The 19305-nt window shown below is 68.9% G+C and carries 18 protein-coding genes and 2 pseudogenes; 15 read left to right on the plus strand and 5 right to left on the minus strand.

All coding sequences use genetic code 11. From position 1 onward, the window contains the following. The first annotated feature begins 4 nt into the window (after window positions 1-4). The 8 genes and pseudogenes from IG90_RS0132960 to IG90_RS0132995 all read left to right on the plus strand — a co-directional run bounded on the left by IG90_RS0132960 (window position 5) and on the right by IG90_RS0132995 (window position 4564). On the plus strand, window positions 5-856 hold the full coding sequence (locus tag IG90_RS0132960; protein ID WP_033894861.1) for a helix-turn-helix domain-containing protein: 852 nt from the start codon (window positions 5-7) through the stop codon (window positions 854-856). 95 nt (window positions 857-951) lie between these two features. Next, window positions 952-1140 carry a hypothetical protein gene (locus IG90_RS0132965; RefSeq protein ID WP_030593012.1) on the plus strand — a complete coding sequence of 63 codons (189 nt, stop codon included), beginning with the start codon at window positions 952-954 and terminating at the stop codon, window positions 1138-1140. Next, a complete protein-coding gene (locus IG90_RS0132970; RefSeq protein WP_030593015.1) occupies window positions 1137-1535 on the plus strand; it encodes a hypothetical protein in 399 nt (132 codons plus the stop codon). The genes IG90_RS0132965 and IG90_RS0132970 overlap by 4 nt, the downstream gene beginning before the upstream one ends. Window positions 1536-1649: 114 nt before the next feature. Beyond that, window positions 1650-2045 (plus strand): hypothetical protein, encoded by a 396-nt coding sequence (locus IG90_RS0132975; protein ID WP_030593016.1) that lies wholly within the window; start codon window positions 1650-1652, stop codon window positions 2043-2045. Beyond that, window positions 2042-2733 (plus strand): annotated as a pseudogene (locus IG90_RS40010) (DUF6875 domain-containing protein). The gene IG90_RS0132975 and the pseudogene IG90_RS40010 overlap by 4 nt, the downstream one beginning before the upstream one ends. Continuing rightward, window positions 2649-3533, plus strand: a complete 885-nt coding sequence (locus IG90_RS0132985; RefSeq protein ID WP_030593019.1) for a protein kinase domain-containing protein — start codon at window positions 2649-2651, stop codon at window positions 3531-3533. The pseudogene IG90_RS40010 and the gene IG90_RS0132985 overlap by 85 nt, the downstream one beginning before the upstream one ends. Beyond that, window positions 3527-4021 (plus strand): GNAT family N-acetyltransferase, encoded by a 495-nt coding sequence (locus IG90_RS0132990; RefSeq protein ID WP_030593022.1) that lies wholly within the window; start codon window positions 3527-3529, stop codon window positions 4019-4021. The genes IG90_RS0132985 and IG90_RS0132990 overlap by 7 nt, the downstream gene beginning before the upstream one ends. 111 nt (window positions 4022-4132) lie before the next feature. Then, window positions 4133-4564 (plus strand): hypothetical protein, encoded by a 432-nt coding sequence (locus IG90_RS0132995; RefSeq protein WP_030593025.1) that lies wholly within the window; start codon window positions 4133-4135, stop codon window positions 4562-4564. A 145-nt stretch (window positions 4565-4709) separates the two neighbouring features. On the opposite strand, the gene IG90_RS0133000 is transcribed toward IG90_RS0132995, so the two are convergent. Next, window positions 4710-6134: an NsdA family TPR-like regulatory protein gene (locus tag IG90_RS0133000; RefSeq protein WP_030593028.1), complete on the minus strand. Its 1425-nt coding sequence runs from the start codon at window positions 6132-6134 to the stop codon at window positions 4710-4712. 224 nt (window positions 6135-6358) lie between these two features. Here IG90_RS0133000 and IG90_RS0133005 point away from each other — a divergent pair, with 224 nt between their 5' ends. After that, window positions 6359-7858 (plus strand): pyridoxal phosphate-dependent decarboxylase family protein, encoded by a 1500-nt coding sequence (locus IG90_RS0133005; protein WP_078585495.1) that lies wholly within the window; start codon window positions 6359-6361, stop codon window positions 7856-7858. Then, window positions 7855-8526, plus strand: a complete 672-nt coding sequence (locus IG90_RS0133010) for a nucleotidyltransferase domain-containing protein (RefSeq protein ID WP_030593033.1) — start codon at window positions 7855-7857, stop codon at window positions 8524-8526. Before IG90_RS0133005 ends, IG90_RS0133010 begins: the two co-directional genes overlap by 4 nt. Here IG90_RS0133010 and IG90_RS40920 read toward each other — a convergent pair. Continuing rightward, the gene (locus IG90_RS40920; RefSeq protein WP_157846374.1) at window positions 8511-9431 is read right to left on the minus strand and encodes a phosphotransferase; all 921 of its coding nucleotides are present in this window, start codon (window positions 9429-9431) and stop codon (window positions 8511-8513) included. The genes IG90_RS0133010 and IG90_RS40920 overlap by 16 nt on opposite strands. Before the next feature lie 373 nt (window positions 9432-9804). Between IG90_RS40920 and IG90_RS0133020 the strand changes: the two genes are divergently transcribed. The 4 genes and pseudogenes from IG90_RS0133020 (at window position 9805) to IG90_RS46370 (ending at window position 14039) form a co-directional block, all read left to right on the plus strand. Next, window positions 9805-10257: an effector-associated constant component EACC1 gene (locus IG90_RS0133020; RefSeq protein WP_051860360.1), complete on the plus strand. Its 453-nt coding sequence runs from the start codon at window positions 9805-9807 to the stop codon at window positions 10255-10257. Between the two features lie 5 nt (window positions 10258-10262). Further along, window positions 10263-13355: a caspase, EACC1-associated type gene (locus IG90_RS0133025; protein ID WP_078585496.1), complete on the plus strand. Its 3093-nt coding sequence runs from the start codon at window positions 10263-10265 to the stop codon at window positions 13353-13355. Window positions 13356-13489: 134 nt separating this feature from the next. After that, window positions 13490-13585 (plus strand): annotated as a pseudogene (locus IG90_RS47195) (zinc finger domain-containing protein); the annotation flags it as partial. Window positions 13586-13868: 283 nt separating this feature from the next. Further along, a complete protein-coding gene (locus IG90_RS46370) occupies window positions 13869-14039 on the plus strand; it encodes a hypothetical protein (RefSeq protein ID WP_233436149.1) in 171 nt (56 codons plus the stop codon). Window positions 14040-14052: 13 nt separating this feature from the next. On the opposite strand, the gene IG90_RS0133035 is transcribed toward IG90_RS46370, so the two are convergent. Both IG90_RS0133035 and IG90_RS0133040 read right to left on the minus strand, forming a co-directional pair. Continuing rightward, window positions 14053-14364, minus strand: coding sequence for an HTH domain-containing protein (locus tag IG90_RS0133035; protein ID WP_051860362.1), 312 nt, complete (start codon window positions 14362-14364; stop codon window positions 14053-14055). After that, window positions 14361-15260 (minus strand): replication initiation protein, encoded by a 900-nt coding sequence (locus IG90_RS0133040; protein WP_030593044.1) that lies wholly within the window; start codon window positions 15258-15260, stop codon window positions 14361-14363. The genes IG90_RS0133035 and IG90_RS0133040 overlap by 4 nt, the downstream gene beginning before the upstream one ends. Before the next feature lie 779 nt (window positions 15261-16039). Here IG90_RS0133040 and IG90_RS44495 point away from each other — a divergent pair. Further along, window positions 16040-16312, plus strand: a complete 273-nt coding sequence (locus tag IG90_RS44495; protein WP_157846375.1) for a hypothetical protein — start codon at window positions 16040-16042, stop codon at window positions 16310-16312. A gap of 48 nt (window positions 16313-16360) precedes the next feature. Here the strand turns inward: IG90_RS44495 and IG90_RS0133050 are convergent, their stop codons facing one another. Beyond that, complete coding sequence (locus tag IG90_RS0133050; protein WP_030593047.1) at window positions 16361-18745, minus strand: DEAD/DEAH box helicase; 2385 nt, start codon at window positions 18743-18745, stop codon at window positions 16361-16363. Between the last annotated feature and the right edge of the window lie 560 nt (window positions 18746-19305).

Raw genomic sequence — 19305 nt, forward strand, 5'->3', positions numbered from 1 at the left:
CCTCATGACGACCACCTCTCCCTCGTCCAGCGCCCAGTCGGCCCGCGAGGCGCTCGCCGTGCGGCTGCAGCACCTGCGCAAGGACGCCGGCCTCACCGGGAAGGACCTCTCCGCCCGGTGCGGCTGGCACCCCGCCAAGACCACCCGCATCCAAAAGGGCGCGGCCCTGCCCTCGGACGCGGACATCCGCACCTGGTGCGCAGTGTGCGACGCCGACAACCAGGCCGACGACCTCATCGCCACCGCCCGCGCCGTCGACTCCATGTACATGGAGTGGCGCCGCCTGCACCGCAACGGCATGCGCCAGGTCCAACAGGACTGGTACACCCTCCACCAGCAGACCCGCCACTGCCGCGTCTACCTCTCCAACGTGCCGCCCGGATTCCTCCAGACCCCAGCATTCGCGACCGCCCTCATGAACCAGATCACCCGCTTCCAGGGCACCCCCGACGACGTCGCCGAAGCCGTCGCCGCCCGCGTCGCCCGCTCCCGATTCCTCTACGAAGGCGGCCACCGCTACGTCGTCCTCCTCGAGGAATCCGTCCTGCGCTTCCGCACCGCCGACCCCGACGCCATGCGCGGCCAGCTCCGCCACCTCCTGACCGTGATGCCGCTCGCATCCCTCTCGCTGGGCATCATCCCGTTCACCGCGCAGCGCACCGTATGGCCGCTGGAAGCGTTCTACGTCCACGACGACACCAGCGCCGTGGTGGAGACACTGACGGCGGAGATCAAGGTGACGCAGCCGCGCGAGCTCGCCGACTACGCGAAGGCGTTCGCCGGCCTCGCAGAGATGGCCGTCTACGGCGACGACGCCCGCGCCCTCATCACAGCAGCGATCGACGCCCTGGAGTGAACTTCCGCAATTACCCGCAATCTCATTGAAGAGCGGACCGCCGTATCCGTAGCGTCGAACGACACCGACGCACCCCAGCAACGGAGGCGGTGCCCATGAGCGCACCCACACCCGCCGGCCCCCAACCGGAAGCCCCCGGCCTCCAGCCGCCCGACTTCGGCCGGCCTTCCCCGGCGCTGCTGGAGCGAGCCGTCCGCGGCTACGCCCGCTTCCTCGCCGTCCAGGCCCCGGGCGCCGACACCGGCGACCACGACCAGGACGACAACGTGGCAGGCGCCCGATGACCGACACCCGCGTAGTGCTCTACGACCCCCTCGGGCTGATCGAGGCCGAACTCCCGCTGGACCGGGAGCTCCACAAGGGTCTGGTCAAAGCCGTGCTGAGATGGACCGGCGACCCCGGCCTGCCGTCTGCGGACTTCCAGCAGATCACGCTGCTGCTCACCGGTGCCGCCCGCGCCGTCGCCGCCGACGTCCGCCGCGCCGCCACCCTGCTGCCCCAGGAGCACGCCGCCCGCGTCCTGGCCGACGTCGTCCTCGAGGAAGCCGACCGGCGCCTGTCCGTCCCAGCGGAGGGCACCGCGCGTTGTACCCAGCGCCACGCCCGGCTCGTACGCGCCCTGTACGAGCGCCTGGACCGCCTCGTCAGCGCCACCCCCGAACCAGCCAAGACCCCCTGAGACCGCCGCGCACCCGGGCGCCGCCCCAACGACCCCGGGTGCGCGGCGCACGGCACCACACCCGTTCCGACCCGGACGGGACGAGCACCACTCGACACCGAGAGGGGCACCACCATGAGCACCGCAACGACCGAGCTACGCCGGTTCCTGACCATCACCGGCCAACGCTTCAAGAACGGCCAGAGCGCACCCGAGATGTTCTCCCCGGCCGTGGACAAGGAGTGGCACGAGCAACTCGGCACCCCCGCCTACGCGGCCCTGTGCCAGGAGACCGCCGGGCAGCCCATCCGTCACGTCGCGAACAACGGCCACGGCCCGATCGCCTGGGTCACCGCCTACGAAGAGGCGCACGGACCGCTGCCCGAGATCTGGTTCACCGACGCCCACGGCAACGTCGACCAGGCCGCCATCGCCCGCTACCAGAAGACCGGCACCGTGGTCGCCGAATGGGACTGCGGCCCCGCCGGCGGCGACATCGTGCCCGACCAGCCGGAGACCGCCCGCCGGTGACCACCAGCAGCAGCGCAGCGCCCCGGCCCACCGCCGGGGCGCTGCGCCTCGTTGAGGCCAGCACCACCCGACCGAGCTCCGTGGACATCAGCGACTACGCACGCCGGATGACCGCCCACTGCCCCTACCTGGCCCCCTCCCTCCAGCAGGGCCTGACGACCTGGACTGTCTACCGCGCCGACGGCGACGCCGAAGCCGTCCAGGCGGAGCTCTTCCACGCGGGCGCCCAAGCCGCGGAGTGGCTACGGCCCTTGCTGAAACGGCCCCACGGCCTCCTGCGGTGCGAGAACATTGTCCTGGTGGGCGAAGTGCCCGGCACTGGGCACCGTGACCTGCTGGGCTGGCCGCACTGGGTGCTGAAGAACCTCTACGGGCCCCTCGGGGTGATGTTCGGCAAGTTCTACGCGGGAGAAGAGGAAGTCACCGGGCCCGGCCACCGAATCCCGGCCGCCCCTGCCTCGTTCCTCCCCGTGAGGGCCGCCGTCGCCGCGACCCACGCTTCCTGAGCGCGACCCCCGACCTGGCCGCAGTCCTCGCCGCGGCCGACGACGACGGCCGCGACGTGTTCGCGCACCTCCCCACCCAGTGGAAGGACATCCGCACATGGGCCAGGAACCTCCTCCCCCCGGCGAAGCCGTCGCCCTCCTCACCGCCCACACCGGCGAACCCACCACGATCCGGCTCCTGAGCGACCGGCGCGGCTCCCGGGCCTGGAAGGTGCAGGGCCCCAAGGGAGCGGTCGCGGTGAAGGCCAACACCCCCGACGCCGACAACGCCCACGAGAAGGCCGCAGAGATGGCCCAGGAGGACGACCACCTCCTTCGCCTCACGGCCGCCGACGCCCTCAGCCCCGACTACCGGGTGAGCGCCGGGACGTGGGAGGGCGGCCGGTGGCTGGCCGTCAACTGGATCGACGGCGCACCCCTGTGGCGGGCATTCGCCCTCGCTCGCGGGCCCGAAGGAGACCGCGCCGCGGTCCGATCCTGGCTCACGGGCATCGCCCGCAGCTGGACACAGCACCTCGCCCGGATGCACGCCGCAGGCTGGGCCCATGCCGACGTCCAGCCCACCAACACCCTCGTCACGAACGACGGCCACGCGGCGGTCATCGACTACGCCCTCGCCTGCGGCCCCGGCGACGGCCGCCCCGTTCCGTACCGGGGAGCCCTCACCCACACCACCGCCCCCGAGATCGCCACCGCGATCCTCGACACCCCCGCCGACACCCACATCCAGGCACAGCCGGCCGCCGACATCTGGAGCCTGAGCGCCTCCCTCTTCTGGTGCTGGACCGGCCACCGCCCCGTCCCCTACGACAACGACCTCGACCGCCTGGAGAAGCTGGCCGCCATCGCCCAGGGCACCACCACCGCGTTGCGCGATGTCCGGCCGTGGCCGTTCCCCGCGTTCGAGAAGGCCATCACCGCGTGCCTGGCCCCCGATCCCGCCGACCGGCCCACCGCGAAGGAGCTGACCGCCGCATGGTGACCCTGCGCGCCCTCCGCCCCGACGACGCTGCTGCCCTCACCCGCATCTACAGCGGCGCCTCCATCCGGCACACCACCGGCAAGCCCCTCACCCTCGAACAGGCCCACGAGAAGATCCGCGCAGCCCTCGCCCGAGCCGCCGAAACCCCGCGCGCACAGTGGAGCTGGGGCATCCTCACCGCAGACGAGATGATCGGCCTGATCTCCCTGCGCCGACGTACCCCGTCCATGGGCACCCTCAGCTACATCCTCCGCGAAGACACCTGGGGCCACGGCTACGCCACCCACGCCGCCCACCACGTTGTTTCCGTCGCCTTCACCGCTGCCGACCTCAACCGGCTGGATGCCATGCACCATCCCGACAACCCCGCCTCCGGCCGGGTCCTGGCCAAAGCTGGGTTCACCCGCATCGGCACATCCGACCGGCACACCGACGACGGGACCACCGTGCCGTACGAGCTGTATGCGTTGGAGCGCGACAGCACCTGAGACAGCCACGGCCAACGCATCAGAATCTGAAAACCGGCCGAATACGGCTGGACAGGCTTGCTGACGACGGGGCCTCGCGAGACTGACAGATCACCTACCTGTGGAGGACTCATGATTCCGGCGACCGTGCCCACCGAAGCCATCTTCGACCGCGGCCACCTGCCCGATAAGTCTCTCCCCGTACACGCCTGGAACGATGACGGCGAGCCATTGGTGCTGTGGCGCAATGAGCTGCGACGCGCACAGAACATTGAGGGTTTCAAGGAAGTTCGTGAGCGCCGCCAGATCGTGGGCGTTGTCCCGGGTGGGGGCTGGATGACGAAGTGGCAAGACCCGAGCGAGGGGACCTCGTTCGCTGATCCCGTGGTGGCGTGGGCGGTGTACTCCGACGGAGATGCCAGAGCGATCGACACCGACGCCGACGGCGAAGCTGCGCTGCTGTCTTCCATCTCCAAGCACCGGCGGACCTACCACCCGGGCCAGATCCCAGAAACGCCGCTGCCCGGCGAGGAAGTGCCAGGTGTAGCGGCAGGAGACAGGTGAACATGACCTCTGGTTAAGCCTGCCGCAAGGGTGGGCCCAACCGGAGAAGGCGACGTCAAGCCGCTCAGCAGAGCCCGAGCGCGCCGGCACGGCGAGCTTGCCGGAGGGCAGCGGCTCGGCGGCTCTTGCTGCTGGACGCTCCGTTTCAGAGTGCGTGTCCGTGGTGGTCGATCGCGGTGGGGAGGGTGCGGAGTCGTTCGGTGAGTTCGGCTCCGGGCCCGGAGGGCAGCGCGGTGGCGAGGTCGTGGAGGCGGGTGCGGGCGGTGGAGCGGAGCCGGGCGGCGGGGACGTGGTCCAGGACGTGCAGGGCACGTTGGACAGCGTCCTGCGGGGAGTCGGCCGCTTCGGTCTGGGCGAGGACGAGGGTGGCGGCCGTCCAGCCACCCGTGCCGTCCGGGCACGATGCTGCGGATACTTCGGCGCGAGCTCGGGCCTGCTGGTGACGTCCCAGAGCGAGGTGGGCTTCGGCCTGGTGGAGGGCGAGTTCGGGTTCGTCGAACCCGAACCTGCCCGGCGCGGTCCCTGACGGGTCGGCCTCCAGCTCCGACAAAGCTGTACGTAGAGTCTGGTCAGCGTCATCGGTGCGTTGCAGGCGGGCAAGCGCCGGCAGCAGCGCCCAGGCATGCAGCTGCGCCCGGACCAGGCCGGCCGGGGCGAGGCGGGCGCCGCGTTCCGCGTGGGCGAGAGCGGTGTCGTAGCGGCCGGTGGTGCGGGCGACCATGCTGTGCGCGCCCCACGCCCACGCGGCCAGACGGACATCGCCGGTCCGTTCACCCCAGGCCGCGGCCGCGGACAGATGGGTACGGGCTCCGGTCAGATCGTCCAGGTGGAAGGCCAGGTTTCCCAGGAGTGCCGAGAGCCAGCCGACCTGCCGCTGGACATCGACCCCGTACGAGGTGCCGGAGCCGGTCTGGAGGACCGGGGTGAGGAGCTGGCGGACCTGGCGTACTTCGTCGAACAGGATCTGCGGCGGGTGCTTGGAGTAGTTCAGCGCGTAGTGCTCGACGGCCGCTTCGACCAGCTCAGCCATGCCGACGCTGCCCTGTGGGTCGGCGAGCAGGGTGAGATGGAGTGATTCTCGGACAGCGGGCAGACCGGCTGCGGTAGTCATCGGCTCCATCCCTTCCCACGAACCCTTCGGGTACGCGGTCATCTCGGGCCGACCGTACCGGATCACCGCCCGGCCGAAGAGGGCATCCGTGTGCGGCGCGAGTCCGCGGACCAGACCGAGTTGCTCGGGGCTGGCGCCATAGGCCCGGCACAGCATCACCGTGTACTCCGGGCCCGGCCGCTCCGCCCCGTCGTGTTCCCACCGGCACAGCATCGGCTCGGAGAGCCCCGGCGGGAGGAGCCCGTCCGCGCGGTAGAGCCCGGCGACCTGGGCGACGGTCTGGGAACGGGACCATCCCAGGGCGAACCGCCATGCCTCCAGCGCGTTCACCTCGCCCAGCGCGTCCTGGATGGTGGCGGCGATGTGGGCGGTGTCGTGCTGCCGGCGCTGTCCGCGCATACGGATCTGGGCGGCTTCACGCTGAATCTGGGAGCGTCTCGAGCGGGTCACTGTGGCCATGGGCGTACCCCCGTACGAATGGCGAGTCAGCCTGTCCACGCTACCGACCCGCAGCCCCGCACGGGAGGGCGCCGTATTGCGGACGACCCGCAATGACGGGCCGCGAGCGCCTCAATGACGGCCCACCAGGCCCGGCGTGAAGCTGGAGCACAGGCCGCCCGCTGCCTTACCCGGGCGAGGGGCTGGCCACCTGGTTCCTCTCTGACCTGCTGCTGGAGGAAGAGATGCCGTCGACCCCGCCCTCGAGTCCGCTCACCGCACTCACCCCGTTGCTCCAGGAGGTGATCGCCCAGTCCCTGGCCTTCAAGGACAGCGAAGACGTCTTCGCCCGCAGGGCGACCCCGCACGCGCTGCGTGATCTGCTGCTGGAAGACCTGCCCGAGCAGCCGGCCACCGCGCAGGCCGTCTGGGAGGACATCTCCAAGCGGCTGCTGCCGTACTGCGTGAACATGAACAGCCCCCGCTTCATGGGCTTCGGCGATACCGGCGCCGACCCTGCTTCCCTCGTCGCCGGCATCTTCGCGCTTCTGGCCCAGCAGAACCTGATCAACCAGTCGTTCTGCTCCCCGTCCGGCACCATGGCGGAGATCGCCGTGATCCGATGGCTGCGCGAGCTGATCCGCTACCCCACAGTGCCGGCCTGCGAAGTGACGTCGGTGTGGGAGGCCGGAGGGATCACGACCTACGGCGGCACCGGCAGCAACACCACCGCGATGATGCTCGCCCGCGAGCACACGGTTCCCGGCACCTTGACCGACGGCGTGCGTGACCCGGAGCGCTTCGGGCTCGTGGTGCCCCGCGGGGTCGGCCACTACAGCGTCAAGAGCGCCGCCGCCTGGACCGGCTGCGGCACCCACCTCATCGAGGTCGACACCGACCACTTCCGCTACGACCTGACCGCCCTCGCCCAGGCCGTCAAAGAGAACGCCGGCCGCCTGATGGCCGTCGTCGCCTACGCCGGGGACTCACGCACCCAGACGATCGACCACCTGCGAGCCGTCCACGACACCGTCCGAACAGCAGACCCATCGGTGTGGCTGCACGCAGATGCCTGCTGGGGCCTGATGGCCGCACTCACCCCACGCCGCCACCACCTCCTTGACGGCATCGAAGCGTTCGACTCCATCACCGTTGACCCCCACAAAGTCCTCAACGTCCCCTACGCCACATCCGCACTCCTCGTCCGCGACCCGGCCGCCCTGCGCATGGTCTCCTCCTACTCCGACCTGATCATGCAAGAGGACTACGCCTTCGGACAGGTCACCCCGCAGCTCGGCACGAAGGAATGGACCAGCCTGCGCGCCTGGGCCGCACTGCGCTCCCAGGGCCGGCAGGGACTGGCCCGGATGATGGATGAGCGCCTGGACCGCACGGAGGCGTTCGCGACGCTCGTGGACGCTCACCCGCGGCTGATGAGGCTGCACGAGCCGGATCTGTGCGCGGTGGCGTTCTGCTACCTGCCGCCCGGCACCCACCCCGGCACCGCAACCGAGGCGCAGGTGGAGCGCCTCAATGCGGTGAACCGGGCCATCCACCGCCGCCTGATGGACGAAGGGCGCTGGCACCTGCACCAGTTCACTCTCCCCGACGACCAGGGCCACATCCGGCGCGGAGCCGTCCTTGCCCCGCTGCGGTTCATGTCCATCAACCCGCGCATCACCGCCACCCACATGCGTGACGTCCTGGACTACGTCACCCGCCTTGGTCAGGAGGCATCCCGGTGATCCCCGCCCCGGCACTCACGATCCTGCTGGAGGCCGCCGGCCTGCTGTCCGACGCCGGCGGCTACGTACTCGCCTACGGATCCCACGCGACCGGCACCCACCAGCCGACCTCCGACCTCGACCTCCTCTACACCGGCGACCACCCGCTGGACGACGCCGCCCTGAGCGCGCTCACTGCTGCGGTCGTGGCGCTGCACCACCGGCACGGCCTGGACCTGGACGAGGAAGTCCCCTACCCAGTGAAGCTGTACGCCACCGGCGACCAGGTCGACCAGGCCGCCGCCCTCGCCGGATTCAGACCCAGTTGGGGCACTCCGCCTCCGACGGTCCGCGAGACCTGGTTCCTGAGCACCGACGCCTTCCGACTGCGTCTGGTCTTCAACGTGCTCACCAGCCCCCACGTCTTCCTCGGCGGGAACATCACCGCCTATCACCAGCAGGTCCGGTGTGCCGAACGCTCCGCGGCCGCCCTCGCCCAGTCCCTGACCGCTCACGACGGCCCGCCGACCCTTCAGGAGGCGTGGGCGGCGCTGTGGCAGGCACCCGACGGCCGCACGGGGAAGGACTACCTCGGGTACCTCGTGGCCCCGCACCTGCTGTCCGTCCTCACCCGCGGCCTGACCGACCACCAAGTCCCCGACGCTCCGAGGCGTCAGCTGAGCCGGTAGTCGATCCACCGCCTGCCGGCCTCCGCCGCCCGGCCCCGGTACGCACCCAGTCCGCCACCGGGGCCGTGCACCTGGTGCCAGGACCAGTAGCCGGTGATCGCCACCGCGAACATGCTCACGGCTTTCGGATCTGCCACCCGCCACGCCGGTACCCGCGCTCCGAGCTCTGCCTCCGCTTTGGCCGGGCTGTGACCGGCGAGGATCAGCTGAGGGACGAAGAACGCCGCATCCACCCACGCTGCACCACGAGCCGCCCAGGACCAGTCCAGGACCCGCACCCGCCCGGTATCCACCAGCATGTTGTCCGCCCGCAGATCGCAATGCACCAAGGTGTCTCCCGCAGCGGCCTTCACCAGCAGGTCCCGGTCGTCCATCTCCGTCACCCACGCGCGACGCGCAGTAGTCCAGACATCCGGGCCGGCAGGGGCAGCAGCGAGCCGCTCCCAGTGACCTGCCAGCAGCGACAAGATCTCCCCGGCCTCACCCACGGGGGCCGGACACGGGGTCAACTCCCGCTCCAGCGACCCGACCACGTCCAAAACGCCGGGCAGGTCCGCGGACCCGGGCCGCAGATCGGGCTCCCCGCCCAGGACCGCCTCGAAGGCGTTGACGATCCAGCCGTGCGACTCCAGCGACCACCACAACTTGGGCGCGATCGCGGAAGGAAGGTGCTCCCCGACGACCGCCTCGGCTCGGTAGTGGGACGCCATCGGCAGCGCCAGATCCGCGGCCTTGAGGAATACCTCATTGCGGTCGGCGCACGTCAGCCGTACGGCAACCCCAGGGGTGAAACCGCCTTCGGGATGACTGACTTCGACTACCGGCGAACCAAGTCGTGCCTGCACGTTGGCCCGTACATCATTCGGCAGGTCCTCCCAGCGAGGCCGCACCGATGGTGTGTTCACAGAAGGCTCCTCGGGTCGGATAGCAGATCAGACCTTGCTGTCGGTCAATTCCCAGAGATTGCCGGACCTGTCCGCTAAGTTCCGATTCAACCGAGAAGGAGCCACAGATCGCAATCGAGTTCCACGGCATCCAGTCGCTCATGCTTTCCTTCCCGTGCTGGCCAGCACGGGACGCGGGTCTCGCACGGTTTCCTGCCCAGGGCTGAAGGACCCGGGAGCATCGGACGCGTACGCCTGGCCGCCGATCGGAAGGAAGCACCCGGGCGGTCAAAGGACTTCCACTACTGTCAGAAGTTCCCTACAGGGCGGCAGTTGACCAGAGTTTCGACCGTGAGCCGGAGCCGGCACACGTTATGACCGTACGGAGGCACGGATGAGTGTGACAGTTGAACTGGCGGGGCCGGGAGCATCGGACGAATTGCGTTCCCTGCACGAGTGGCTGTCTGCCGAGGACGAGCTGCGCGGGCGGGTGCGACTGGTGCAGGCGCCCCCGCCACCCGGCGCGCTCGGCACGGTCGCGGAGACGCTAACGGTCGTGCTGGCCCCGGGCGGAGTCACGGCGGTGCTGGCCAGCGCTGCCGTCGCCTGGATGCGACACCGTACGGGCGAAGTGGTGTGCAAGCTGACGAAGCCGGACGGGACCAACATGGAGGTCTCGGCCCAGCGGGTGCGCGGCTCAGACATGGCGGAGGTGCGGGAGCTGGTCGGCGAGCTGGCCCGCATGCTGGACGACGGTTCCGGGGCCGGCGGGGGCGGTTCGGGCGATCCGGCGGGCGATGATTCCCCAACCGGCAGGGACGACCCGGCCGCACCGTCCGGCCGGTAACTCTGATGACCAGGCTGAGCGCGCCCGGAACACGGGTGCTGCTGATCGGCACCGGCACCCACAGTGAGGACTCCGGCCTGCTGCCGGTTCCGGCGGTGACGGGCACTCTGGCTGACCTGGGACAGGTACTGGTCGAGCGGTGCGGGCTCGCCGAGGACAACCTGCGCGTGATCCGCGACCCGGCGAACCCGACCGAGTTGGGCGTCGCGATCGCCCAGGAGGCCGAGCGCGCCGAGGGTGTGCTGCTGGTCTATTACGTGGGGCACGGCCTGGTGAACCCCGCCGGTGAGCTCTATCTGGCCACGGTCGCCACCAACTCACGCCCTGGCTGGGTGGCCTACACCGCGCTCGCCTACACGGCGCTCCGCGGTTCCCTGTTGCAGACCCCGGCCCGCTCGATCGTCGTCGTGCTCGACTGCTGCTTCTCCGGCCGGGCGGTGGGGGTCCTTGGCAGCGCCGACGACCATGCGGTGGACCTCGCCCGCGTGCACGGTGGGTACGTCCTGGCCGCGGCGGCACGGGACGAGCTGGCGCTGGCCACGCCGGGGGCCCCGCACACCGCCTTCACCGGCGAACTGATCCGCCTCCTCGCCGAGGGTGACCCGGAAGGCCCCTCGCAGCTGACGTTGCGTCAGGCCCACCTGTACCTCGACCGCACGCTGCCCGCACGGGGCTTTCCCCGTCCCCGGCGCCATGCCAGCGAGTGGATCGACGACATGGTGCTGTGCCCGAACCCGGCCTACCGGGCGCAGCCCCAGGCACCCGCACCACAGGCACCCTTGCCGGTCCTCGACGACGGGACACCGAAGACGTGCCCCTACCCGGGCCTGGCCGCATTCGGGCCCGGCCAGGCGCAGTGGTTCTTCGGCCGGGACCGCATGATCGCCGAGCTGGCCGAAAAGCTGACCGGCCGGATGGACGCGACCGACCCGCTGGTAGTGGTGGGACCGTCCGGGGCCGGAAAGTCCTCCCTGCTGGGTGCGGGCCTGCTTCCCGCGCTGGGCAAGGGGAAGCTGTCGATGCCCGGATCCAGGACGTGGCCGCATCTGCTGATCACCCCCACCAGGCACCCACTGACCGAACTGGCCCGCCGCCTGGCACGGCTCACCGGCGGCTCGTGGCGGGCCTTGCGGGAGGAGCTGGAGCGCGATCCGGTCCATCTCGCCGCTGCTGTCCGGGAGATGCTGCGGGCCCGGGCGGGCCGGACGACGGTCACCGGGGCACGGCTGGTGCTGGTGGTGGACCAGTTCGAGGAGACGTTCACGCAGTGTGCTTATGAGGAGGAGCGGCGGGCGTTCATCCGTGCGCTGTGTGCGGCTGCTGGTGGTGGTGCTGGTACCGACGGTTTCGGTGGTGACGGTGAACCGCCCGCGCTGGTGATCCTGGGCCTGCGGTCGGACTTCCGGGACCACTGTGCGGCCTTTCCCGAGCTGCGGCCCTCTCTGTACAACACCCCGGTCTTCATCGGGCCTATGGATGCTCACGAACTGCGCGAGGCCGTTGAGCAGCCCGCCGAGCTCACCGGACTCGCCCTCCAGCCGGGGCTGGTCGAGGTCCTGCTGCGCGATCTCGGCGCCGACCGCCCGGAGCAGGGCCACGACCCGGAGGCCCTGCCGCTGCTCGCGCACGCCCTGCGCGCCACTTGGCATCACCGGGAGGACCGCACGCTGACTGTGGCCGGATACGTGGCCGCAGGTGGCGTCCGGAGCGCGATCGACAGTACTGCCGAGTCGGTCTACAGCGAGTTCGACCTCGCCGAACAGCAGATGGCCCGGTCGCTGATGCTGCATCTGGTCCATGTCGGTGAAGGCACGCAGGACACCCGTCGTCGGGTAAGCCGTACGCGGCTCCTCCAGACCATGCCCGATCCGGACGTTTCGGCCAGGGTCTTGGAAGACTTTGTTCGCGTGCGGATGGTCGCTGTGGAGAGGGAGGCCGTCGAGATCGCCCACGAGGCGTTGCTCCACTCCTGGCCACGGTTGCGGCAGTGGATCGACGACGACCGGACCGGGTTGAAAATCCACCAACAGCTCGCCGAGGATGCCAGCGCCTGGGACCGGAACGGCAGAAGCCCCTCCCAGCTGTATCGCGGGTCCCGCCTCAGTCTTGCCCGCGAGTGGGCGGGCAATCCCAATCGAGGCACCCATCCCACCTCCGCGCAGAGCGAATTCCTGGAGGTCGGCGTCCAAGCCGTCCGCCGACGGCGCAAGCAGCTGGTACTGCCTGCGGCTGCCGTGTGCTTGATGATGCTGGCCGGAATTACCTGGTTCGCTCTCGACCTCCGTGAACGTGAAGACTCCTACTATGCAGAGGGAAGAGAACCCCTGACGATCGGGGTCAGCACCGATCTGCCGGGCATGAGCTTCTCGCGTCACGACGGCACCGTCGAAGGGTTCGACGTCACGGTCATCAAGAATGTACTCCAAGGCGTAGGAGCCGAGAATACGAATTTTCGAGTCATTCTGCCCCGGGACCGGGTCTCAGCCTTACAGAAGGGCTATGTCGAAATGGTCGCGTCCACCTTCTCGATCACTGCGGACAGGATGAAGCCGCAGTCGAAGGCCGGGGGTGGGGGCGGGCTCGACTTCGTGGGCCCTTACGCTTCCACCCATCAGGGCATGCTCGTGCGGAAGGGAGACAGCGGAAGATACGAGAAAATAAAGGATCTAAACAAAAAGAGCGTCTGTGTCTGGGAAGGCACCACTTCTAAGGACCTCCTGGCAACGCCTGCGTATAAAGACATCAGTCTCATCGTGACAGCGAACGCGGATGAGTGCATCAAAGGGCTGAAAGGTGGAGTCTTCGATGCCGTCTCCGCCGACCGGTTGATTCTCTACGGGTTCGCGCAGGAGTATCCCGAACTTGCTGTCGTGAAAGACCTGAAGATCGGCCAGCCCAACAAGTACGGCATCGCCATGAAGAAGGGCCACCGTGAGGACTGTGAAAAGCTCAAGGAGGTCCTCTTAAAGTACGTGCGCGGCGCCACATGGGGCAGGGATTTCGATGTGAACCTGCCCTCCGAAGTCCGCGAAGAATCCAGGCCTACCCCCTCAGAGATCGAGCAGCAGTCCTGCGTCGACAAGCCAGGCGGACCGTAGCGCAGGTACGGTCATCATCACGGCACCGAGGACGGCACACACACCGGACCCAGGGAGCCATGGGCGTGGAGAACGGATCGGACAGCATCCCGTGGGGCGGCGAGTGGCGACGAAACCTCCGCTCGGATGCCGAGATGGATCTCGTGCGCTCGTCGTGGAAGCGTCGTGTCGAATGCCCGACCTGCAAGGCAGCCGCAGGGCGGGCCTGCCGCACCGTGGGCGGCCGACCGACCGACGAACACCGTGCACGCCGTGACGCCGTCGGCCCCATCCCGTACGCGAAGTGGCGAAAGGAGGGCCTCATCCCGGAGCAGCGGACGTACACGATCCCGGCCGTGCTCAAGGAGTCGGAGAAGGCCCGCGCCGACTTCAACGTGGACACCGCCCTGGCCGACGGTGTGGCGGTCGTCCGCATGTTCCTCGCCGACCGGCTCGGGCTGCTCCTCCAGGGCGAGGAGGCCATGGACCGCATCGACGACGCCGTGCGCAAAACTGATCGAGGTCCGCGGCCCGGTGGGGACGGCCGACGTGGTCACCGTCCTCGCCAGCCAAATCGCCTCGCTGCTGGCCGCGACCGCCGGCCCCGACGGCGACCCGGAAGCCCTGCTCGACACGATGATCCGCGCGCAGATCGACACGGCCCGCACGATGCAGAAGATCCAGAAGGAACGCACCGAGAGTTGATCCGGCCGGCCCGCTACGCCCGGCCCTGATCCTGGGTTTCACCGGCAGCGGCGTAGCGGGTGAGATCGACACCGGCCGAGCGGGCCTCCTTGAGCCGGACGGACACCAGACCGGCAGAAACATTCAGCTCGCGCGCGATCTCGTAACCCTTCAGCCCCTGCCGGTGCAGTTCGACGATCTCGTCCCGCCGCTGCCGGGAGCGGCCCTCGTACGCCGTGCGTTCCTCGGCGATCATGCGCTGCACCGTCCGCTCGGACACTCCGAACCGGTCCGCGAGCTCACGGGCGGTCGCGGTGCGACGTTCACGCCTGGGCTCCTGCGTCACGGCTTCCCCCTCATGTACTCGAGCATGGCTTCGGTGCGCTCGTCCCGGCGTGCAGCGCGCGCCTGACCGCTCTTCTTGCCGCGGGCGGACTGGATGGCGACGAAGGTGGCCTCGTAGACCGCCGCACCGTCCTTCCACATCCTCGACCGCGTCGTGATCCACCGGTGGATGCTGTTGGCGATCGCACGCGCCTCCACGGCTGGCAGCGGCTCCGCGAATTCGGCGTTGCGGGTATGGACTTCGGCGTGGATGGCGGTGTGGAAGGTGTCGGGGCTGCCGAAGTGGTGGCGCACCTCGCGGTACGCCCAGGTCCGGGCCGTCTCGAAGATCGAGCAGTTACGCCCCAGCCCTGTGATGTTGGTGCGAAACCGCTTGGTCTCCCGCCAGCGCACGGGCGGCATATGGCCGCTCAGCGCCTCCTCCAGGCCGCCGAGCGTGTGAAGTCCGCCGTGGAGCCACTCGGTGCTCCAGTCCGTGTGCAGCGGGTTCTTCGTCATCAGCCCCGAGTACGCCGCATCGCCGTCCAGCGCACGGCGCAGGCCCTCGGTGACGGCGGCGGCGTAGGCCAGTGGCTTGCGCCGGGCGTACTCGGTCCGCGTCACCGCCTCCGCCAGGGCCCACACCGCATGAGCATGCCCATTCACCGGGTTCTCCACGACCGCGTTGGGCAGCGGATGCGACCCCACCGACGACACCGCCCGCAGCACCGCATCCGAGTGGTCCACATCCACGACAAGGAGATTGCTCATCGCCGACGGGTTCGCCTCCACGTACCGACGGGTCATCGCCACCGGCCGCCGCTCACGCCGGATCCCCTCCTGCAGCCAGTTCGTCGCGTACGGCCGCAACGGCAGCCACAACTCGTCCCACTGCACTCCGGACAACTCGACGTTCATGCGCTGATCATCCCGAGCCGACCGACCCGGGAGAGCCGGACACGCCGCGATCTTCAAAGTCCGTCACAAACCAAGTCAGATGGTCGGGGCATCCCGGCCTGCCGCGCCCGGCAACCGCGACGGACAGATTGCACGGTGGCTGCATCTTCAAAGTCCGTCACGAGCCAAGTCAGATGGTTCGGCTCTCCCTGCCGGGAACCAGGACCTACCCCCTGACGCCCCGACCAGCCCCGGCCTGCCACGTAGTTCGCCGGGGGAGCACCCCGAAGACCCCAGGGCCTACACGCACGCCAGTGCGATGCCGCAGATCAGAACCCCCGGGCATCGCACCCCGGTGTGCGTGGGGGGCCTGGGAGCAGTGCCGCCGGTTCCGGACAGCGAAGGACCCCGGGCAGACCTGCGCCCGGGGTCCTCGTCGCAGGTCTGCAACCACCCCTGCAGCAAATGAACTTGAGAACCATTTCTGTTATGATTCAGTTTGCCTCACAGGCGGCCTGGTCTTCCTACGCCCCTGCAGGCTCGCTTCCTCGCGCGGTCGGGATACAACCCGATAAAGCAGGTGCGGTCGGCCAACCGAGACCCACATCGACGCTGTGGGGACAAGGCGGCAACGGACCGTGACGTACTGCCTATACGCCCCTTTTCGCTTCTTTGTGCTGCTCGGGACCGAGTCCCGACCCTGAGAGTCCCTGGCGTCGACAGGACCTCAGTCAGACCACCAGCCGTGGTCGGACTGAGCCCTGTCGCCCGGTTCGACCGCCTTTGCAGAAGGTTGAATCGTGAGCGAGCAGTCCCAGCACATTCGAAAGACCCTCCCTGGCCCCATCGCGCTTCCGGCGGATTCATCCGTTCCGGCACTTGGCCGGATAACCTTTCTCACCCGAAGGCGCCGCCTTGCCCTTGTCCGACTGCGCGCTGGAGCCTGGAAGATGGCTCAGCTCTCCAGCAAACAGGCCATCAAAAGCTTCGGTTCGACGCTTGGCAAGGCCGGCGCCATCTGTTTGGTGTCGCACCTGACAGGGACGAACCTGCAGGACCTGCTGCCCTGGTAGTACAGCGAGTGGGTGTAGGCGGCCGACAGCGGCCGCCTACACCCAGCTCTACGCTGCCCAGTTGAGCCCGAGACTGGCCAGCGCGGCCAACTTGTCGGCGGTCAGCTTGTCCCGGCGGCTCTTGCTGTTACTGAGAAATACCCCGAGCTTCACCTCGCTCCCGTCCTCAAGTCGCTCTACGTGGGCCCTGGGGACCTTCACAGAGCCCGTACGTGCCTTGTATTGCGTCAGGGCCGCTACACCCTTCTCGAAGGCGCTCACAGGCTTCGGGGACGGCTTCGCCGGCGCTTCGAGCTCCGCCGCCAACGGCACGACGCCGATGGCCTCCAGGCGCTCACGCTGCCCGGGGCTCAGAGCAGCCCAGACCTTCGGTGTCCGCTGCTTGGCCAGCCACTTCCCGAGGTCCATCCCGTGCACGGTCACCCCGGGCTCGATGTACGCGAGGATGCTCTCCTCCGCGAGCATCTCCCGCACCACGGCGTAATGCCTCTGCCACTCCGGCGGCCAGGACGGATTCCAGTCCTCGTCAACCTCGCGCAACGCCACCTCCCACTCGGGATGCCCCTCCAGCGCACCGGCCCGGCGCAAGTTGGACAGCCACTGCCCCACCGGCCTGTCCAGGGCCACGGCGGACCTCGGAGCGCAAAGAGTCCAGTGCTGGTCGTAGTACGCCTTGGCGGCCTCCAGGTTCTCCTGGAAGCGTTCGTCCGTCAGGCTCCAGACCATGCCGAGCTTCTCCAGCCGCTGGGCGCGCAGGCCGGTCATCTGCCCTGCCCCGTACGCCCGTCGCTGCTCCGCGACCCACTGCCCCAGCGGGTACGCGCCCTCCTTGTGCCCGTACGGAACCCGGGCGTGAAGCTCACGATCCGCGAACTTCTTGAGCGCCGCCCAGCCGCGACCCCAGTCCTGGCGCTCCGTGTCGATCACGTTGAAGGAAATCCAGTCCGCGACCATCGACGGGTCACGGGGAGCGGCAAAACGCAGCAGCAGACGGGATTCGTCCTCGCCTTCCTCGGGCGGCGGACCGATGTACTCGGACGGCTGCGCGACGTCCTTCTGAGGCTCCTGCGGAATCGCGAGCAATTCGATTGCCTCTTCGTCGTGAGCGCGCAGACCCTCCAATACCTTCACCAGAGGCTTATACGATCCGGAGGTGAACATGTCTTCCGGCTTTTCTCCGGGCTGGAGAAATACCGGCACGATCAGAGACGCGACTTTCCCCTGTCCGGGCTTTTGACGGAGCGCCCGGCCGATCGCCTGGACGATGTCGTGCGGGGCGCCCTTGGGGTCCAGGAGGGCCACCGAGTCCACCGCCCGGATGTCGACGCCCTCGCCCAGGACCCGGCAGTTCGAGAGCACGGCCCGCAGCGCGGTGGACCCGAAGCCGCCCAGGACTCCCCGCCGGCGCTCGGGGACGTGCTCGCCGCACAGCCAGTCCGCCCAGATCCTCGCCGGGTACTTCTCGGGCTGGTCAGCGTGCAGCTTCGCCGCCACGCGCTCCAGGCCCTCCGCGTACGCCTGTGCCTCTATCGTCCGGTGGTGGAAGGTGATGCAGGTCGACAGGTTGTGCTGCGCCATCGTGTGCAGGAGCGCGGCTTGGAGTGCCCCGAGCCGCTCACCGCGGACCTTCTCGCTGTGCCGCTCCTCGCCCATCAGCCGCTCGGGCGTGACGACCGGGTCCTGGAGCTCCAGGACGATGATCTGGTACCGCGCAAGCAGCTTCCGCGACACCGCCGACGCCAACGAGAGCTTGTACAGGACCGGCCCGAAGACCCTCTCGTCATCCATGGAGGCCGCCATCTCGCGCGGCAGCGGGTCACGTACCCCCTCCGCAACGTCGCGGTTCGCCCGCTCCTCCCAGATCCGCGGCGTGGCCGTTAGGTACAGCCGCCGGTGCGACGGGATGACGCCCTGGTTGTGGACGTCCGCCCACGCCTTACCCATCGAGCCCGACGTCCTGTGGGCCTCATCGACCACCGTCAGGTCCATCGGGACCAGCTGCTGCCCGTAGGCGCCCTCGAACGCCTCCGCCAGGACCCCCAGCGAGGCGTACGTCCCGAAGATGGTGACCGGCCCGGCACTGTGCCACAGAGCCAGCTGCACCGGGTTCGTGGTGGAGCGCACCTTGAGGTTCCACAGCTCCGGGTCGTCGGTCAGGCTGCACACCGCAACCGCCGGCCCCGCGTGCCCGGCCTCACGCCACGCCTGCACCGTCTGGGTCAGAAGGTCCAGCGTCGGCACCAGGACGAGAATGCGGCCCTTGGGCACAATGCGCTTTGCCGAAGCCGCCGCAATGATGGTCTTTCCCGTGCCACACGCGGCGTGCACCTGCCCGCGCAGGCCATTCACGGGGATACCGCCCGGCGGGATATCGAAGCCCCGCACAATGGCGGCCACGGCTTCGATCTGGTGGTCACGCAACTTAACGGCCATTTCCCGTGTTCTCCTTTTCGCGGAATGTCGCGCGTAATAGGAATGGAAGGTCCCGGCGCGATGGTGTGGCCCGAGGTTGTGGTGTCTGAACCCAAACACTACACAGGCACGACCCGTGATGCATCACCCGCACGCCAACTTTCAACCCCAGGGTGATACATGGCCGAATCTTACCCCGCAGCGGCCGGTTGTCCTGTATGCTGAGGGGGTGTTGGTGAGTGCGACTGGGCAGTTTGAGGGTGGGGGAGTGGTCAGGGTGGAGCGCAGCGGAACCCGTCACTGCGGTGAGGCCGGCACCCGGACAGTCCGACGGCCCGTCACATCTGTTGCGGGGGTGGTGGCCAGGAACCCCAAGCCCTACACAGGTCCGCACGTGATGCACCTCCCCTTGCTGCCAGCCCAGGCAACCGCGCTTGCGCGGGTGCCCGCAATGAGCGCTTGCGCGAATTGCATTCCCTTCCGGAATTCCGTTTACGGAATTCCATTCCGGCGCTTGCGCCGGAATTCGAATTGCGCTTGCGCAATTCATTCACTATGACCCGGCTTGCCGGGTCATATCC

Origin of the sequence: Streptomyces anulatus (genome assembly GCF_000721175.1) — a bacterium.
GTDB classification, from domain to species: Bacteria; Actinomycetota; Actinomycetes; order Streptomycetales; family Streptomycetaceae; genus Streptomyces; species Streptomyces anulatus_C.

Excerpts from the sequence above, each read along its gene's own strand:
- IG90_RS0132960 (WP_033894861.1), top strand. The coding sequence starts at position 5 with ATGACGACCACCTCTCCCTCGTCCAGCGCCCAGTCGGCCCGCGAGGCG.
- IG90_RS0132965 (WP_030593012.1), top strand. The coding sequence starts at position 952 with ATGAGCGCACCCACACCCGCCGGCCCCCAACCGGAAGCCCCCGGCCTC.
- IG90_RS0132970 (WP_030593015.1), top strand. The coding sequence starts at position 1,137 with ATGACCGACACCCGCGTAGTGCTCTACGACCCCCTCGGGCTGATCGAG.
- IG90_RS0132975 (WP_030593016.1), top strand. The coding sequence starts at position 1,650 with ATGAGCACCGCAACGACCGAGCTACGCCGGTTCCTGACCATCACCGGC.
- IG90_RS0132985 (WP_030593019.1), top strand. The coding sequence starts at position 2,649 with ATGGGCCAGGAACCTCCTCCCCCCGGCGAAGCCGTCGCCCTCCTCACC.
- IG90_RS0132990 (WP_030593022.1), top strand. The coding sequence starts at position 3,527 with ATGGTGACCCTGCGCGCCCTCCGCCCCGACGACGCTGCTGCCCTCACC.
- IG90_RS0132995 (WP_030593025.1), top strand. The coding sequence starts at position 4,133 with ATGATTCCGGCGACCGTGCCCACCGAAGCCATCTTCGACCGCGGCCAC.
- IG90_RS0133000 (WP_030593028.1), bottom strand. The coding sequence starts at position 6,134 with ATGGCCACAGTGACCCGCTCGAGACGCTCCCAGATTCAGCGTGAAGCC.
- IG90_RS0133005 (WP_078585495.1), top strand. The coding sequence starts at position 6,359 with ATGCCGTCGACCCCGCCCTCGAGTCCGCTCACCGCACTCACCCCGTTG.
- IG90_RS0133020 (WP_051860360.1), top strand. The coding sequence starts at position 9,805 with ATGAGTGTGACAGTTGAACTGGCGGGGCCGGGAGCATCGGACGAATTG.
- IG90_RS0133025 (WP_078585496.1), top strand. The coding sequence starts at position 10,263 with ATGACCAGGCTGAGCGCGCCCGGAACACGGGTGCTGCTGATCGGCACC.
- IG90_RS0133040 (WP_030593044.1), bottom strand. The coding sequence starts at position 15,260 with ATGAACGTCGAGTTGTCCGGAGTGCAGTGGGACGAGTTGTGGCTGCCG.
- IG90_RS0133050 (WP_030593047.1), bottom strand. The coding sequence starts at position 18,745 with ATGGCCGTTAAGTTGCGTGACCACCAGATCGAAGCCGTGGCCGCCATT.